Annotated in this window: 15 protein-coding genes and 1 tRNA gene; 6 read left to right on the forward strand and 10 right to left on the reverse strand. The window is 48.6% G+C overall.

Annotated elements, in window-relative coordinates:
• Positions 1–319: 319 nt before the first annotated feature.
• Genes K0C01_RS07060 through K0C01_RS07070 form a run of 3 tightly spaced genes read right to left on the reverse strand, consistent with a single transcriptional unit; the run spans position 320 to position 6,736 of the window.
• Positions 320–5,212, reverse strand: coding sequence for a DNA polymerase domain-containing protein (locus tag K0C01_RS07060; RefSeq protein ID WP_221169020.1), 4,893 nt, complete (start codon positions 5,210–5,212; stop codon positions 320–322).
• 58 nt (positions 5,213–5,270) lie between these two features.
• Positions 5,271–5,900: a fibrillarin-like rRNA/tRNA 2'-O-methyltransferase gene (locus K0C01_RS07065; protein ID WP_221169021.1), complete on the reverse strand. Its 630-nt coding sequence runs from the start codon at positions 5,898–5,900 to the stop codon at positions 5,271–5,273.
• Positions 5,900–6,736, reverse strand: coding sequence for an NOP5/NOP56 family protein (locus K0C01_RS07070; protein WP_221169022.1), 837 nt, complete (start codon positions 6,734–6,736; stop codon positions 5,900–5,902). Before K0C01_RS07070 ends, K0C01_RS07065 begins: the two co-directional genes overlap by 1 nt.
• 82 nt (positions 6,737–6,818) lie before the next feature.
• Here K0C01_RS07070 and K0C01_RS07075 point away from each other — a divergent pair, with 82 nt between their 5' ends.
• Positions 6,819–7,172 carry a DUF7113 family protein gene (locus tag K0C01_RS07075; RefSeq protein ID WP_221169023.1) on the forward strand — a complete coding sequence of 118 codons (354 nt, stop codon included), beginning with the start codon at positions 6,819–6,821 and terminating at the stop codon, positions 7,170–7,172.
• Here K0C01_RS07075 and K0C01_RS07080 read toward each other — a convergent pair.
• The 5 genes from K0C01_RS07080 to K0C01_RS07100 form a co-directional block, all read right to left on the reverse strand.
• On the reverse strand, positions 7,169–8,473 hold the full coding sequence (locus K0C01_RS07080) for a DNA double-strand break repair nuclease NurA (protein WP_221169024.1): 1,305 nt from the start codon (positions 8,471–8,473) through the stop codon (positions 7,169–7,171). The two genes, K0C01_RS07075 and K0C01_RS07080, sit on opposite strands and share 4 nt — an antisense overlap.
• 167 nt (positions 8,474–8,640) lie before the next feature.
• Positions 8,641–9,552 (reverse strand): hypothetical protein, encoded by a 912-nt coding sequence (locus tag K0C01_RS07085; RefSeq protein WP_221169025.1) that lies wholly within the window; start codon positions 9,550–9,552, stop codon positions 8,641–8,643.
• The gene (locus K0C01_RS07090) at positions 9,549–10,289 is read right to left on the reverse strand and encodes a DUF8168 family protein (RefSeq protein WP_221169026.1); all 741 of its coding nucleotides are present in this window, start codon (positions 10,287–10,289) and stop codon (positions 9,549–9,551) included. Before K0C01_RS07090 ends, K0C01_RS07085 begins: the two co-directional genes overlap by 4 nt.
• The gene (locus tag K0C01_RS07095) at positions 10,286–11,146 is read right to left on the reverse strand and encodes a hypothetical protein (RefSeq protein ID WP_259372355.1); all 861 of its coding nucleotides are present in this window, start codon (positions 11,144–11,146) and stop codon (positions 10,286–10,288) included. Before K0C01_RS07095 ends, K0C01_RS07090 begins: the two co-directional genes overlap by 4 nt.
• Before the next feature lie 10 nt (positions 11,147–11,156).
• Positions 11,157–11,627 (reverse strand): hypothetical protein, encoded by a 471-nt coding sequence (locus K0C01_RS07100; protein ID WP_221169028.1) that lies wholly within the window; start codon positions 11,625–11,627, stop codon positions 11,157–11,159.
• A 181-nt stretch (positions 11,628–11,808) separates the two neighbouring features.
• Here K0C01_RS07100 and K0C01_RS07105 point away from each other — a divergent pair, with 181 nt between their 5' ends.
• The gene (locus tag K0C01_RS07105) at positions 11,809–12,063 is read left to right on the forward strand and encodes an HTH domain-containing protein (protein WP_255568233.1); all 255 of its coding nucleotides are present in this window, start codon (positions 11,809–11,811) and stop codon (positions 12,061–12,063) included.
• A 24-nt stretch (positions 12,064–12,087) separates the two neighbouring features.
• Here K0C01_RS07105 and cca read toward each other — a convergent pair whose 3' ends face one another.
• On the reverse strand, positions 12,088–13,446 hold the full coding sequence (cca, locus tag K0C01_RS07110) for a CCA tRNA nucleotidyltransferase (RefSeq protein WP_221169029.1): 1,359 nt from the start codon (positions 13,444–13,446) through the stop codon (positions 12,088–12,090).
• Between the two features lie 122 nt (positions 13,447–13,568).
• On the opposite strand from cca, the gene K0C01_RS07115 reads away from it, so the two are divergent.
• Positions 13,569–13,641 (forward strand) — tRNA-Asn (locus K0C01_RS07115).
• A gap of 1 nt (position 13,642) precedes the next feature.
• Here K0C01_RS07115 and K0C01_RS07120 read toward each other — a convergent pair.
• The gene (locus tag K0C01_RS07120) at positions 13,643–14,293 is read right to left on the reverse strand and encodes a helix-turn-helix domain-containing protein (protein WP_221169030.1); all 651 of its coding nucleotides are present in this window, start codon (positions 14,291–14,293) and stop codon (positions 13,643–13,645) included.
• A 232-nt stretch (positions 14,294–14,525) separates the two neighbouring features.
• Here K0C01_RS07120 and K0C01_RS07125 point away from each other — a divergent pair, with 232 nt between their 5' ends.
• Genes K0C01_RS07125 through K0C01_RS07135 form a run of 3 tightly spaced genes read left to right on the forward strand, consistent with a single transcriptional unit; the run spans position 14,526 to position 17,319 of the window.
• Positions 14,526–15,632: a Brp/Blh family beta-carotene 15,15'-dioxygenase gene (locus K0C01_RS07125; RefSeq protein ID WP_221169031.1), complete on the forward strand. Its 1,107-nt coding sequence runs from the start codon at positions 14,526–14,528 to the stop codon at positions 15,630–15,632.
• A gap of 55 nt (positions 15,633–15,687) precedes the next feature.
• Positions 15,688–16,857 carry an MFS transporter gene (locus K0C01_RS07130; protein ID WP_221169032.1) on the forward strand — a complete coding sequence of 390 codons (1,170 nt, stop codon included), beginning with the start codon at positions 15,688–15,690 and terminating at the stop codon, positions 16,855–16,857.
• Between the two features lie 60 nt (positions 16,858–16,917).
• Positions 16,918–17,319 carry a molybdopterin-dependent oxidoreductase gene (locus K0C01_RS07135; RefSeq protein ID WP_221169033.1) on the forward strand — a complete coding sequence of 134 codons (402 nt, stop codon included), beginning with the start codon at positions 16,918–16,920 and terminating at the stop codon, positions 17,317–17,319.
• The last annotated feature ends 23 nt before the right edge of the window (positions 17,320–17,342 follow it).

Below are 17,342 nucleotides of genomic sequence, written 5' to 3' on the forward strand. Positions count from 1 at the left end.
TGGTAAATAGGACTTACCCCACATATGACTTTCGTATTATCTAAAAATCTATCTTCGTTGTTGAAAAATCGTTTTCGTGATCGATAAAAAATATATGCGATTTAGATGGGATATAATTATATATTCTTTATAAAATCTTTATACTAACAGACTATTGCCGTTTATAGCTTAGTGATCGGTCTGCCATTGTCTCGCATATGTTTATTTAATACCTTGATCTTCCGCACACTAAAATATCAGCACTGAGGAGATTTAGTTGCTTTATCGAACTCATGACTCACCGGTTGGGCGGTCAGAAATTTTATGCTAAGCCATCAACTCACATAAACTGTCCAAGCCCTGTCTGCTCTTGGCCACTCTTGACTTCCTGCCATGATATCTCAAGTGCTTCAAGAATACGTTCAATTGGCCCTTTTAAGGTTTTGTCCAGCATTTTTTCCCAGTCAATTTCGAACTCTTCGGGAAGTTGATCAGCATACTCAAAGCAGATTACATCTGGATTCTGCTTGAATTCTCTGTATATCTCATTTTCTTGTGGATCAAAACCATGTTCTTGTTCCATTCGCTGGAAGAACTCAGCGTGAACGCCCTCTAAGTATATTCGTTTTGGCTTGCTCCCTCGTCCAAAGTTCGTTCCGAGTAACTCGTTTGCGTACCGAGCTCCTCGCACTTGTGCCGTATCTGTATCGTAGCTATCTAACCGCTTTCCGATACCACCTGGAATTGCAATTTCTTCAGGATCGACCTTTCCTCCTTGGAAGTCATCGATTACCGAGTGTACGTATGACTTTACTTCGTCAATATCTTCGCCTTTAACAATCATATCAATGACTTCGAGCTGAACTTCTTTTGTGATTGATGCGATGTCTGACCGCTGGTACTCGAAGCCGGTGATATCGATATCATCAACATCCTTTCCTTCTTTCCAAATGATATGTCCGGCATACCGTTTCTTTTTGCCTGCTTGGAAGAAGCGCCGATATAGCTTTTCAAACTCTATTTGGAACCGATGTGCGTGTGCGTTAAGCTCCTCTTTTGCAAATATATCGTATGACTTGTTGATGTGCTTTTCAATATCAAACGATCTCTCAATTGCTTTTTCTTTCTCTACGTTCTCACCAAGCTCTAGCATCACACTATCTGTGTTGTGCAGTACAATCCCTCCGACACCATCGACGAAATTATTATTTTTCTTCACCTCCAGATCATACACTTCTGTTAGCTCTGTCGTTTCTCGCGTTTCTAGCGTCGGTGTTGCTTCCTTTATTCGTGACCTTCCGATGACAATCCGGTAACGGTCGGATTCAGTATCTTGATCGTACGTGTGATCAATATTGTTAGCAATGAGTAGGTATGATACTCCGGCTGCGCAGACTTGACTTGTAGTCTCAAACACTCGTCCCGTAAGTGACGACTTCGATTCTGTAGCCTTGTTTGCTGTATCTGTTACTAGCTTAAGAAATCGTTTTTGCTGTTTTACTGGTGCGTTAAGTATGAACGACGGTACTTGTTTTTCTGTCTCATCTTCAAATAGTTTCGCACATAGTATTTTGGCATCTCTGTCGTCGATAACAATATCGTTCTCGACCTTCTGCGTGTTCTGTTTTCCAAAGAGCAGCTCACAGTCTTGGTGTAGTTGTGACCGTACCTCTGTTGGCACGTCTTCAAACGTTACTGTCGTCGTATTAGCAACTGAACCACATCTGATATACAGTGCTGACACACGCGACAGCGCTGAACCTGCTTCTGTGTCCCAGTTGATCGTCTTTAGTATCTTCTTATCCTGTGGATTTCTGTCACCTATCTCGTTTCCAGAATTCCCTATTTGATCGTCTTTGTCTTTGAGTAATCTTTTCACATCAACCTCTGCTTGACTGTTGTCACCGCCTGGTGACGGAATTCGGACGGGAGCATCAACATCACTTGGAGCAGTCTGTGTGTATTTATCTCTGTCTTCAACGATATACGAGTGGTCAGGTGTCGTGACCGAACCTCCATATTCATCTCTTAACTCGACAATCGGCTTATCGGTCTCATGCTTGATGACCCGTTGAATCGGTTGCCACTCTGCAGCTCCATCAGTTGTTAGTGACAGTGCCTCCCAGCCGTCAAGTGTCGATCGTTCTTTTCCAGCATGCTTTGTCTTACCTCCATCTGCTGACAGGACTGCTTTTCTTTCTGAAGTCTGTGTTGCGATGTCGTACAGCTGACCGATCTGGATGATACGCACACGTTGATCTGGATCCCGAACGACAACTGGGCGGTCCTCGGTGACACTATCTCCATACACAACTTCATACCCTTCTTCATTGGCAACCGCTTCAGTATGGTTGATCACCTCTCGTCCAGTTGCCGTCACCGCAGCACCCATCTCTTTGTCATACAGGCGGAAACGGTCCCAACCCAGTACACCATACAGTGACTGCCCTATCGGTTGGAATTGACCGTTTCGACCTGCTAACAGTGTGTGGTTGTCCTCAACAGTAACACAATAAACCCCGTTATCTGCTGTACTCTCTGTTACATCAGAATCTGCATCAAATGTTGCTTCACAATCTGTATGTCGTCTGACTATCCAGTGATTGTCGGCTGAATCATATGAAACGACATCCCCAACATGTGCACATAGCCGTAGTATGTCATCTCGGAGTTGTTTGCTTTCGATGGTTACACGTTGCTCTGTTTGGTCTTTTTCCGTAGTGAATATTGTATCAATAAATTGTTGTTTTTGTGTCTCTGATCCGCTGTATACATACTCTGGGATTCGCCTTTCATTCTCTCTGTGACAGTGACTTCTGATATTCCGACTGACTCTGGGGTCCGTAATGTGTATCTCTCCTTCTTCGATTTTATACTCAGCAGTCACCGCTTGCACCGACCCAGTGAGAGATGCAGGCGACGACATCTCAATGACTATGTGATCCTTCTTATCTTCATTTGTCTTTGTTCTCCCATAAATGAGATATTGAGCCAATACATTCAACCAGTCATTTGTAGTAATTTGACCAGTTGCGGCTTCCTGTGGATATGATGTAGTAACGACTCCTCCGTCTGTAACCTCTTTTTTGATACCGTTATTCAACTGTGATAGATCTGTATCTTGAATCTGGTCAGGAAGCTGATCTTCATGTTCAATCTGCCAATCTGTTGGTATCTCGTATACCTGCTGGTCATCGAGATTCCCTGCTTTTGTAAATGTTATATCTGGATTTGCAGTCTCTGCGTTCGGCTCCTGTATAAGCATTCGGTGATTTGACGTCACCCGGAAATCAATTGTGTCCGTCTGGATATCAAGTAATTTTCCGCGATATTCTGGATATGCATGCGTCTTAATGACGGGCTTTGTTTCCAGTGTTTTTGTATCTGGATCAAGTGAGTATACCTCTTCTCCTACCTTAAGATCACGAATATTTTGTATACCATTTGGAGTTAGTACCTCCGTATCTGGCGTGAAGCAGTTCATAATCACCTTTACAGCTGCCTGCTGTCGGTCAAACCGCTCGTAGTCCTCTGTCTCAGGGTCGAATTCGTTTCGTTGTTCTTTTTTTGCCTCTCGTTCGTTCAACAGTTCGTCGACCATCTCTCGGATGATCCCGTCAGGTTCTTTTCTGAAATGAGTATCATTTGGTGCGATGTATGTATCCTCGCCATATTCCTCAGGATTCACCTTTGTTTCTGGCGATGCGTTAATTGTTACCATGCACATCGGGTACAGCGATTTTAAGTCCAGCACACTAACATTTTCTCTAACTCCAGTAATCGGATCAAATACTGCTCCCCCCTCGTAGTCTTCTCCGCTATGTTGTCCTTTTGACGGTAGTGCAAAATCCCCGTGTACCTTCTGTAGAACGTAAATATCAACGGCGTCACCCGGCGTTGTCGCGTCTTCCAACCGACAGCCAACGAAGGACTTGACTTCATTCCAGAATGGGATGATATCTTGGGTTCGATTTAATTCTACACAGAGCTCAACGTCACGAAGATTATATTCCAGCAGTCGCTCCGGATTTTCTTCCCAAAGGTCCCCAAGGTCTCCTTGGTACCGTTCTTTACCGACGCCCAGCTCACGTTCACCAACGTCATCTAGCCGGTAAGAATCGAGCTCAGTAAACTTCGTTCGCTGGTATGCATACAGAAGATCAAATACAACGCGTCCTTTGACATCTGGACCGCCCCAATCCGAACGCCAGACTTCATTTACCCGAGATAGTCGATCAATATCTAAATCATAGTTGGTTCTGTCGTTCAATTCTTCCAGTCTGTCAAGCAGATACGGTGCGTCAAAATCAGTAAAGTTCCAGCCACTCAGTATATCCACATCTTTTTGCTCAATATATTGAATAACTTCATCAAGCATCTCCTCTTCCGTCTCATACGACTTGATCTTGATTTCCGTGTCGTCCTGTAGTGGTTGATAGTCAGAGAGTGTGTTTCCAACTTCTTCTATTTCTGTGTCTGGCTTGTACAGCCACCCAATGTATTCATCATCGTATGAATCATGAGTTGTCAAACATATAATCGGTTCTTCACCGTCCTCAGGGAATCCGTGCCGATCATCTACCTCTATATCTAAAAAGCAAACCCGGGGATCAACGTTGACTGTCGTTGCTGCTACTTCACTGTGGTGAACTATGATTGTACTATCGTCGTCTCGCCGTTTAGGAACAGCAATTCCATCGTTGAGTCCCTTATCAATAAGAAAACGATCTGGAAATAGTATATCTGCTTCATAGTGTTCAAAGTCATCTCGAATTCTGCCGACATCACGTGGGGTTCGCGTATAAATACGCACGAGCTCGTTCTCACGAATGCTCTGATAAGGCTCCTCATCTTCATCAGTTTCTTCCCAGTCTACGATTGCATCGTAGTTCAACAGATCTGACTTGTCAACGCTATCCGCTGGAGCGTAAAAGTATGGCTGAAATCCGCGTATTTGAATGTGCTCGGCTGTCCCGTCACCCGTTCGTCCAAATACGTGAATGATTGGCCGTTCATTTTCTCCCGTTCCTTCGATTGTATAATCTACCTGCGTGATCGATATGGCAATTGTCCCATCTGCTGCTGGTAGTGAATAGCGCTCCGGATCAATTACCTGTTCAACATTATCCTCATCTGCGACCGCCTTTGCCTCGGCTTTGATTTGATCCGTGTCAGACGCTGAAGAACCATTAGTGTCAAAGTCCCCAAGTGACTGCTGTCCCGGGTCAGTCATGACTGCTCTGTAGGTGCTCCTGTAGTGAAAAACCTCCTCATTGTGCTTTTGCTCCACCTTATTTTGGCGTTGCAATGACCGCTAAATGATCGCTATGATACGGCTCAAGTCGCTGTGTTGACAAAATTTCGTATTCTTCTTCTAATTCTCGCTTAACAGATGCAAATACTGTCTCTGGATCACCGGTCACATCCTCACTTCGGGCCTTAACAGCAAGGATTAGTTGTCCGTTGTTTTTGAGGAATTTCCGATTTTCATTAGCAACCTGTGCCTGCCCGCGGGTTGCGACATCCTGTATGATTGTATCGAGGTTTGCCTCAACAATATGAGAGTATGTGTCCGGCTTTCGTGCATCTTTAAGCAATGGAAAGACGTTTGATCGCGTTTCTGCGACATCTACAAGATCCTTCGCTGGCCGTGGGGAAAACTCGATAGCGTACACCGGTCCAGCGAAATCAGCAACATGGCTTACCGTTGTTCCATTAGCTGCGCCCAGATATAGCACAGTATCATCGCCTGCTATCCCCGTATCAACTCCTTTCTCAAACATTGCTCCAAGCTTTGATCTATGTGGATTCCACTGTCTCCATCCATCGATAACTGGTTCACCATATACAGCCGATCCTTGTGTTGATAATGCCATTTCGCCTCCAAAATCACGGTACTGAACGCCTTCTGGTAGTGTCATCAGTGATCACCCCGATTCTGAATTGTCTGAATTCGATCCAGTAACTCAGCTTCTAATTCTGGTCGATATTCTCCGGAATAGTGGTCAACTCGCGCTGCAATCGATAACTTTCCGGCAAACGCGCGTGCTGCTGATCCTCGCTCCTGCTGTGGAGTCTCTCTCACATACTCATGTGTAAATATAACTCCATGCTTTGGAGATGGAGCGTTACCACGAAGATGCGCGAACAGAGCATCCTCTGCCCCGAGAACCTGCACAGTACTTGATGGCATCTTTGCCAAATCTTCAAGGCCCCCAGCCAGCGCAATCAGCCTTGCTGCAAGCACTGGGTCTGACAGTGCTGATAAATTCGGTGCAACTGTTGGTGCTTGCTGGTTGATATAATCCTGTAGTTGATCTGCTTGATCAAGTAAGTCAACTCCTCTGTTTGCTAAACTGATTACCTGTGTCTCTGTTTCATTTTCTGGTTCTCGTTTCGCTACTGTTCGTAAGTACTCCTCACTGGTTCCTGTTTCCTCATACAGACTTCCAGCCCATTCTGATACTCGCTCTATAATTTCATTTCCTTGTGACAAGCAGTCGTCCATCGCTCGAACTGCATGAATCAGTTGTTGATCACTCGATTGCTCTTGTTCTTTGATTGTTTTTCTTGCTGCTTCAATCGTAGCCTTCTGCAGCCATTCATAATATTCTGATTTGGATGTTACTTCTGTTTCCTCTATGGCTTTCTCCGGCCATTCTGCTGGCTCCGAGGCGGACCCTGCCAGAATTCCCTGTACTGCTATGGTAATCTTGTCTGGATTGGACCCTACGTACCAGCCCTCTTCACTACTCATGTTTATCTCTTGTACGTCGCTCATCAAAACTTGCTTGCACCGATGCCGACGTGTTCTTGTGTGGTGGGCTCCTATTATATGTATGATACTTGTTCAAGGTACTGTCGATGATACCACATTGACAGGTACCATCTTTGAACCAGGTGAATCTCCCCCACAATACCCTGGATCCCCAGATACTGGAAGCCCGTATGTATGGGTCTGTGACTCATTTTATCAGGTCAGTAGTGGCGGTCAGACACAACAAATCGCTGGTGAATCCATTCAAGTTGCATTTGACCCACCACAGCCAAAAGGATTTGAAACAGAGGAGGCAGCAATTACGGCTGCCGAAGAGCACCTCCGTACCCAATTTGCGCGTGTCGGGGTGGATCGTTCAGACGTTGACATCTCAACTCGCGATCCACAAGAAGCGGAGTCGACACCGAATATCTAGTACAGCTCGTTCCACCGGTGGCTGTCATAGTCCTTGTGCTGCTCTGTGTTGAACTTAATTTCAAACTCTGACTGCAAGGCAGCTGTCTCGTCTTTGCTGATTCTGGCGAGTTCATCAGCCTTAGCAACTGCCTCCGGCGGCCCTTGTTGTGTTGCGACTTCTTTAAGAATCCATTTGGTCAGTTGCTCTCGTCGCTCCGGGTCCTTTGTAATACCATATGGCGATTCAATCCGATATAGAAGGTCGCTTCTTGGCTCGTACAACACAAAGAACGTTACTTCATAGTCCTCTGGGTCAAGCGTCCGTTCAAGATCGAACAATGACGCGTCCGCGGACACATACCTGTCTGCACCGCCTCTGGATCGGAACCAGTTCGTATATGTAAGATGTTCCTCATCTCTGACTCGCTTTCTCTGCACATCGCCATTTTCATCTCTGTTGTACTCATAACCTACTTTCTCCAATATTTTCTTGAAAAATGCTGTATCGTTTACCCAGGGCGTTTGGGGCGTACTCTCTTGTCTCTCCAATGTCCTTGTCAATGCCTGCGTTGATGGATTTTTTACAAACCCCAGCAATGGAATCTCGTTGGACACAAAATGATTGACAAGCCCGATGTAGTTCTTGATTATATCACGTGGATTCCCTTTTACATCTCGTGTATCTCCTTCATCGTACAGTAGCTCACGGAGTTCCGGATGGTCTGCCCAGTTTAGAATACCTTTTGGATAGATCGGACCATCGAGAACAAGTAATCCATCTATCTGATTGATGTGTGACAATGCATGCTTGCTTTCAGAGAGATGCAGTGCGATATCGTGTACAACGCTTTCCTCAAACCGCTCTACTGAAGGTGCTGGTAACAAGATGTTTTGCGTGTTTCCCTCATCGAGCTTCTCTGTTTTCTCACTAATACCCACAGGAGTAGTTGAATGAACTGTCGTTGTTATCGTACGTTTTCGATGCAAATCAAGTTCTGTTGGAACGGCCGCCATTGCTGCTTGTGCAACATCAAGCACAATTCCGTTCTTAAATGATGTTGGATTGATTGTTCCTGAATCCAGTCCATAGCTACGCTCAAAGATCGTCTCTTGTAGCGCAGCCTCCTCAATTTTAACCTCCCGTAGGTACTGTCCTTCCAGCGGAGATAGAATTTTTTCTCCCTCTTGGTTATACAACGGATTTAGAAAGTCATTCCATACCGTACCGGCGATGTTTCGATGCTCGCTTTCATCTACCTCTGATTTGATCCGGCGAGCGTGCTTTGTAATCCCCTCCATATGAACCGGATCAAGTACCATACCTAACCTTTCTATCTGAACTCTGAAAAAGTCCTCGTAGCAAATCCCCAGCTCGTATTCTCATCCCGCTTTATCAGTTGTTGCAAATACGATTTCTTTATTCAGAATTCCCGCTGGAATAATCTCGGCAAATTCAGCGGTATTTGAGGATCTGTGCATTGGTCAATCTACCCGTTTCTATCCATTTCTTGACACTGGTTGTGAAGCGGTTTCACTCGCAATTCACCGAAGCCATATCGGGAGTGTGAGCCGACCCGAGTGAGGCCGTTCTTCGCAGTCTCGATTGGACGATCACCGAGGTACTTCACGACCTGTCTGTGGTCCACCGTCTCCAGTCGGAACACCTCACGCTGTTCGAGGATCTTCTCTTCGCGGAACCGGAGATCATCGCGGTTCTCGGCCCACCACCACGGAACGGGCTGATCGTTGGCTTCTGGATACTCCGATTTCAGCACGAATGGTGTTACGAGTTCGATCAGGTACGTGTCCGCACCGTCAAGCCGCGAGTACTCCAGTTCGTCGAGGTCCACCATCTGCGTGTCCTTCAGATGGACCTCGCCGTAGCCGTAGTTGCGCTTGCCGCCGAACTGGAGTCCATCAAGCACACCCTCGCCGAGCGGGAGAATCGCCGGGTCATCGGTGTGTAGGTAGGCGTGAACGTACCACTTCGTCGTCTGTTGTTGCTTCCGTTGATCCTCCCGGCGGCCCATGATCGTCTCGTGAGCGATCGTCGGGTGGCCGCCGTGGATACGGAGATCGTGCGTATTCAGTGCGTCACGAGCGCGGGTATCCAGCAGCCACGGATGCATTGCCTCCCGCTGGAGGAACAGATCATCGTAACTCTCCACATCAGGCAGCCCACTTCCGAGGTACGGTCGGATACCACTCTGCGAGTGTTCTTCGGGGAACGTCCCGAACTGTCCCGGCACGAACACACCGTGACTAGCGGACACTGCTGCGTGTGTCTCTGGCTCCAGATGCTGGCCGAGGGCGTGCAGGATAGCGTTCCCCGACACGTAGTACGGGTGGCCGATGTAGTCCATCCGCAGTTCCCACAGGACTTGCTGAATCTGCGTCATCTGTCTGGCCTCCACTCGGTAAAATCCTCGATGTACTGAAGGGCGTTACTCCAAGACTGAATCCGCCGCAGGTTCGCATCGAGGGTCATGTCGTACTTGTCGCTATCAGTGTCCAGTGGGTGTGCAGTGAGTCGGTTCCAGGCCGACGCCCACGACCGCCACGGGCGACTCCCGAGGCGTGCTGATGGACGATCGCCGGCCTCGATGTCGATCCGAAGCGTGAAGCGGTCGCCGTCGAAGACAGTCCGGAACGGGACAGCCTCACCCGCCGGATCGACGATCAACCGCAACTCCTCGAAGTCGTTGCCTCGGTTGTAGTTGTCCAGCAGCGCCGCCACGAGCAGTGTGTGGTACTTTAGACTCGTGTACGGATGATACACCGATTCGTTGAATGCGGCGGCCACGTCGCTCGTGAGCCACTGTTCGTGTGTCGCCTGTGCGTCCTCGATGCCGATCAAATCCGCCACCTCGCTCTCGATGGTCGCCCGTGAGAACTCGCCAGGATCGTAGGCTGTCTCGCCGGTCAGTAGCGAGAGTCGGTAGTGATCATCGTGCGTCGGGATCGTCTGCTCTTGCGTCTGTTGTGGTCGAGAGAGTGCAGCTGCATCGCCGTCTGCACCCTCGGGTACCGACTGGTTCACTAGAACGCCAGCGAACTCGTCGCGGGCGTCCTCGTGACTCTCGCCGGTGAACTTGTGGGCATCGTGCCGGAAGGCGGTGAGCATCACGTCACTCATACATCCTCCACACGCTCGGCGAGCGCAGTCTGGAACTCCGGTAGGTACTCCGCTTCCCACTGGTCGTCCTTCTCGTCCATCTTCTGTGTGTCGTCTTTGCCTCGGTCGAACACACGGCGGAGTTCGTGTTCCTCGTAGAGCGGATTCACGAGGTCGCAGTCCACGATACCACCACCGAAGTTCCGGGCACCACCGAGTTGGTGCATGAAGTCGGTCTTGTGGGCATCGAGGAAGTCGATAGCTTCGGCGAGCAGCGCGACGAACTCGGGCTTGGTCTCCCGAAAGGAGAGGTGCCAGCAGCCGTCGAGGTTGCCGACGGCGTCCAGTTCGGCGTTTCTGAGTGGTTCTCGGTTGTCTTCCTCATTCCGGGAGACGACGTTTCGGTTGATTCGCCGGTAGTGACCTTCCGCCTGTCCGCGCGTGTAGTCCACGCTGGAGCGGACAGGCGAGAACTGGATCGGGCGACGCATCACCTTCCCGGGCCGGTTCCCGAACCCACCGAAGAGGTCCAGAATCACGCAGCCGTTGTCGTCATCATCGTCGAGACACGCGCCCTTCTCGTGGTAGCCAGCGTCAAGGTCACGGTTGTAGACGCCGTCCTTGCGGAAGTTCGCGTTGGCCTCTCCAGGGTGACAGGCAGTCCCGCCGCGTTCCTGGACGACCTTTTCCATCCCGTGACGGAGCCACCCGGAGAGGCTGAAGGCCGGGATGATGCCGCCAATCTGATTCTGCGGGTCGTTGTCCTCGTAGTTTCCATTCGAGGCATGGTGTCTGTCCGTCATGATCGAATCGCCGATGACCAGCAGGTCCGTCTGGATTCGCACGAACACGTCGCAGTTGATATTTTCTACTGTCATCATTCACCCGCTATTGCTGTTCCTCCGTTTCACCAGCTGCCACGTCCGCTGCTGCGTTGAGCCGGCGCGCATTGTCTCGAGCATCTTCTGGTGAGAGAATCTGTTTCAGCGAGAGTCGTGGCTCGCTACTGCCGGTGTAGATGTCCATTTGGACGCTATGCTCGTCGGTATCTTCGGCTCTGTAGCCCTCGATCCGAACTCCACCCTCCTCGGGAATGGCGAACATCTCAGCAACAGGGCTAGGAGTGGTGACACTCCCACAATCCGCACGGACGCAATCCATCCCTCGTGAGATGTCTGGTTCGAGCTGGGTTGCTGCAGCACCGTTCGCTGCCCCAGTGAGTCCCGCAAGTGCCGCAGCAGCACCGAGGAACTTGCGCCGCGAAAATCCCCCATCAGTGAGTGCTTGCGTCGTGGTTGAGCCGTTCGATTCCTCTCTCGTGACGGAGCGTTCAAGTCCGTCGCGGTCTGATTTCTTCATGGGTTTCTGCTGCCCAGAAGCCCGGCCCGCCTGTTCCAGCAGGCGGGTGTTTCCTATATCAGGCCACACCCCGAGGGGGCGGACTTCCTCACCATCTCCTATACTTTGTAATGGTAAAAGCCTTTCCATCACCTATAAAGGAAATGGTTAAGTGGATAGAAACCCATCACTTACATAGGCGATGATCACCAAGGAAGATGATGTGCCGGGAAAAGAACGTGATGAGAAATCTGGCAAGTACACAGCTAGTTACACAGATTCCGATTTTCTGAACGCAATTAGATCTCTAGATGGAATGGCTGGTACGTCCGAGATCGCTGATGAGGTTGGTTGCACCCGGCGAACGGCATACACGCGCCTCAAATCCCTTGAAGAAAGGGGATGTGCTGAAAGCCGCCAAGTCGGGAACTCCTTGGTGTGGATCACTACTGAATAAAGAAAACCGTATTTGCAACAACTGTTATGGGGACGGCGAAAAATACTCCGCCAGTGCCGCCTCGAACTCTGGAAGCAGTGACTGTATCTCGTTATTTATTTTAATTTCATAGTTCTGCTCCAGTATGTCTTTGATTCTTGTTCCATGATGAACGTTGAGCAACTGCTGTGAATCGCACCACTCTTTTGCCGTCTGGATTGATCGCTGTCTTTCGATTACGTATCGTCCGTCTTCAATGAACGGTCCATAAACCGTGCCATCGTCCCGGTATTTATTATAGAAGTCCTCCGCATGTTCCTTGATATGGACCGGAGGGCCATCATGTCGCTGAATTGCGGCGCGCTTTTCGACATCGACTTCAACAAGAATCAGCGTCTGATCCTCACTAACTGCAATATCTGACCGAAGCACGTCAAATCCATTTCGGGTGAGGCCTTCAGTAATTCCCTGCTTGGATGTTCGTAACTGCGGGTACAGATCGTCCTCAATAAGGTCCGGCGTCTCAAATACAAGCGCGAGCAACGTTGTGTCTCGATTGGCAAGTTCCTCATTTAGCTCCGTCTTACTGATTGACTGTTTTGCTGATGATTCGAAGAATCCGATCTCCGGGCTTCGAAGGAATTCGCGCGCATAATGCTGGAATCGGGCAAAATTGTTCTCTGACAGGACGGCCGCAACATTTCGTTCTGGGTCTGTTGGATCTATAACAACAAGTGGATCATCAAATGTCTCTTGTGCATGCCCTACAGGATCAATATGAACCTGTGGTTTCCACTCTGCTGCAGCTGAAAGTAATTTTTCAGCTGTCCTATATTCTAAAATTAGCAGTTCTAATATGTATCCACTGAATCCTCTGGTACGAAGATTGCTCCCATATAGTTCCTGTCCAGCACAGAATCCTTTGAGTAACCGCACTTCGGATGCTAGCGTCGGGTTTATATTCTCCTTAACATACTCGTTGTGGAATGGAGTTCGGTCTACTGCAGACTGGATATCTTTAGCTGAGTCGACTGCATAACAGGGGACAATATCAACATCAAACCCACTCCACTGCCCTGTCACATATGGGTGTTCGGCATATTTCTCTTGTCCTGATGGGAGAACTTCATGGCCAACTTGTAATCCGTACTGTGCAAGCTCACTTCTATCCAGTTCCGGAGAAAACTTAATGAATAGATCAATATCCCGATCACCGGACAACCACGTACCTCGTGCAGTTGATCCGACTCGAATTACCTCCGCATCAACCTGAAGATTAGACACTGCAGCCTGTGCCCGCTGTATCAGTTCTTCAGCACCTTCCTCAAGAGCCTCCCACTCCTCTGGCTCTGGATCAACAATCTCTCGAGCCTGATCAAGAACAGCCGCAACATCCTCAGTCATTGCGTTATAGTTTTATCGGCGGTGGTGAAAGGATATCGGTTCTCATTGTGAAGAACCAGCAGACGTCTCACCGAAAAACGAAAGCCTAATCAAAGTAATCACCCTATGTTTTGATGCGAAAAGCCGCCATAGCTCAGCTGGTAGAGCACCACGCTGTTAACGTGGTTGTCCCAGGTTCGAGCCCTGGTGGTGGCGCTCATTCTGCTCTTATTTCAGATATCCCAAACAGATCGCCGTATATCTTCGATTGTGCTGCTGCCATATGTTCCGCTAATGTCGATGGACATATGTCCAGTTCTTCGGCAACCTCCGTAGCGTTTGCTTGTCGTGGATACTTGAAATATCCCATTTCATACGCCGTTTCAATCACTTCGCGTTGCCGCTGTGTTAATTCACCGCGGTTAATCGGGACAAACTCGCCTCCATGTTGGTCATCTGCGTCAGCTTGTGAAATTGTTTGAATGGAGACATCATCGTACTGCTGCTTTAGTCCCTTCAGTAGTGAACTCAACGCTGATCTATCTGCAAGGTGTAGCGTAACATAGAGATTTCCGTTCTCTGATCGTGCGTCAGAAATCGGGTATCCTTGTTCTTCAATTGTGCTACAGGGACATCCCTCTGTCTCCCGATTAAATTCATACACGCCGTCGTGGTTGTATTCAAACACTGGATCAACGATATCTGGGATCGTATTTTCTTTTGAACGAGTTGTAAACTGCTCTGTAACGTCATCTCCACTGTGTGTCCACGTGATTTCTGTTACCGATTCGCCTGCATTAGCCGTTGTTTCAGCGATTGGACATCCCTTTGGAGATCCAATCTCAAGTTCCACGCGTAATCCACTCATATAATTATCTAATAACCCCCTATATGAAGGTCCTCCGGTTACAACACTTTTATCATGCTGTTTACCTCTACATTATGATATCGTTAAACTTATTTGGACAATGCGTACACATCTGTTCATTTATTCACCTTTAAACCATACATGAACATTGATTCAACCAGTATCCTGTCCATATACTTACCGAATGTCCTATATAGGATGCGTTGTATCATTCTCATATAGGGACAAAATTATGAGTAGCAAGTTTGGTTACGCAGATAGTCAATCCCTATTTTCCGTCCCGCGGGAGTGGCAGTTGCTCTTGCCCGCTTGGATCTCTTTCGCAGTGGTAACTGTGCTCGTCGGGGGCCTTCGGCTTGCGGGCATTTCGATCCCGATGTCCATCCAGTTACTGGCGTATCTGATCGGGCTTGTTGCAATTAATCTCCCGCACGGAGGGTTTGAAAATCTGCAGAACCTTCGCACCAGGTCGGCTAGATTCCAAGCAATATACGCGGTTGTTTTTGTCGCGATGGTTGCTGGATTTATCGGGCTGTTGCTTTGGAATGCTGTTATTGGTGTCGCGTTAATGATCGCAGTTGCTTGTGTTAAGGGAGGCTTTGGTGGCCTCGCCGTCCTTGATGCAGTGACTGGTACTGATCATATTCAGTCACGCTTCCAGCGATGGCTTGGCGCAGGCGTCCGTGGCGGTGCTGTGATGCTTGTGCCATATGTCGCATTCACTGAAACGTTTGAACAGTACACCGCATACATGGTTGATGTCTTCGACCCAGGTGCCCTTGCAGCAGCGACATGGGCATTTCATCCGATCACGTACAATTACGCTGTCCCAGCTGCAATTCTTCTCGGCGTAATTGCACACATCGGCCTAGGGTATGCGCGTGATCCTGGAACCAGAACATGGTTAGCAGATGCAATCGAAACGATCCTTTTAGTCGTTTACTTCTCGGTTGTACCTGTTGTCTTAGCTGTCGGACTGTACTTCCCACTCTGGTACTCTGCCCGTCAAGTTGCTCGATCGGCCGCTGTTGATGATGAACGACCAGTTGAGGAGGGTGCATGGATGTCAGAAGAATATCGTAGTGAGCATGTAGCATCTCTTCTGAACTGGAGTATGTTTATCGTTGGCGGTGTGTTTACTGGGCTGCTTCTTGCTGCCCTCTGGTACTTCGCTCCGGAGCCTATCATGGAAGTCGCGGCAGCGGACTATGCCAGTGACACAACTGCGTTACTTGCCGGAGGTGTTGTGTTCTACACCATCTTTGTGAGCATTATTGCTCTCCCCCACGTCGTTGTTGGTGGATTCATTGATCGACAGGGCATTTGGTTTATTCCGTAGTTAATTACAGTCTCTTTTCGTAGCAATTTTCCTTTCTCGCGACCCGTCTTTTTTTGTGCAGTTGTGGTCGTACAAGCGAACAGTCCTCGTCGCATGTACTTTAGCATTCTTCGCGACGATGGTCGCCCGTCTTTCAATCAGCCCGGTCGTACCCGAAATTAGCAGTGAATTTGACATTTCCACCGGCGTTATTGGATTCGCACTCTCTGCTATGTGGTTTACCTACGCTGCTTCACAGTTCCCAAGTGGTCTTCTCGGGGACAAGGTCGGGGAACGGATAGTCATTCTTATCGCGGTTGTTGGGACAGCAGCGACGAGCTTTCTTATTGTAATTTCTCCATCATATTGGATGTTCTTTATTGCTGTTCTCCTCTTGGGTGCATTTGCCGGATTGCATTATAGTGTTGCGACAACCCTACTTGCAAAGACATTCCGACAGACTGGTGCAGCGATTGGCATTCACAGTGCTGGCGCACCAATTGCCGGTCTGATTGCACCAGTTGCTGCAGGAGCACTTGGAAGTATTTTTGGTTGGCGTTATGCTGTTGCGCTTGGATTACTTACTGCGGCCCCCGTTGCTATATTCTTCTGGCTAACCGTCCGTCCAACTGAACCATCCAATCCGAATGCATCTTTGTCTGATCAAGTTGATCTACAATTATATTCGCGAGTACTTACACATACTCCGATTACCATCACTCTCGGTTTGGCTGTTGGTGGCGCGTTTGTCTGGCAAGCAACAGCGTCATTCTTCCCGGCGTTTATTGTAAATTATCACGGATACTCTGAGATCGTCGCCAGTGTGGTCTTCTCTTGGTATTTTATTGTCCAAGGAATTGGTCAACCGGTGGTTGGATCGCTCTCAGACCGCTTTGGTCGAAATTTTGCCGCCGCTGGTAGCGTTTGCTGTGGTATCCTTGGGTATGGACTCTTAATCTCAGTTGACTCTATCATCGCACTTGCGAGCGCAACGGTGTTTGTTGGTATCGGTATGTGCTGGGGGGCTGCATTGCTACCAAAATTCCTTGATCACCTCCCTGACAACGAACAGGGCGTCGGATTTGGACTTCTCCGTAGCACCTACATGCTACTTGGGGCCAGCGGTAGTGTTGTTACTGGCATATTTGTCGATCTGTTTTCATGGGGTGTTGCGTTTGGGATTTTAACCAGTATCCTCGGAGTTATGCTCATCGGCTTGTTGTTTGCAATCTACTTCGATGCTTGATTTCGCATTGATTGCCGCTAGACGCCAATTCATTTGTATTTGGATGGTGTGTTGACCTATATGGTCACCGTCGTGGGGAACCAACCTGTCGAATATAGCCTTCAGAAGCTCATGGAGGCTTTTCCCGTTGACGAGCGAACGTTTACTATTCAGTGTGCTTCGTCCGGTACTTCTGTTGAAACGTGGCGGTCTATTTCTGTTGCAGACCTCATCATTGAGGCTGAAATCCCTGACACAGCTACTCATCTTCTTGTTGAGGGGGGAGATGATTATACAGCTCCTGTTTCAATTCATGATGCTATGAATGCCTACCTTGGGCTTATACCGGTCTCTGATGTCACTGGTGCTCCTCGACTGCTTGGTCGTAATCTTACCTCCGAACAGGCAGTACAACATGTTGTTCGCATTGACTGGTTGGAGCTCGCTGCTAATGAGGACCCATTAACTTATGCTTCTTGGTAGCTCTCGATATCAGCTTGTCAGGT

This window comes from Salinarchaeum sp. IM2453 (assembly GCF_019693215.1).
GTDB lineage: Archaea > Halobacteriota > Halobacteria > Halobacteriales > Salinarchaeaceae > IM2453.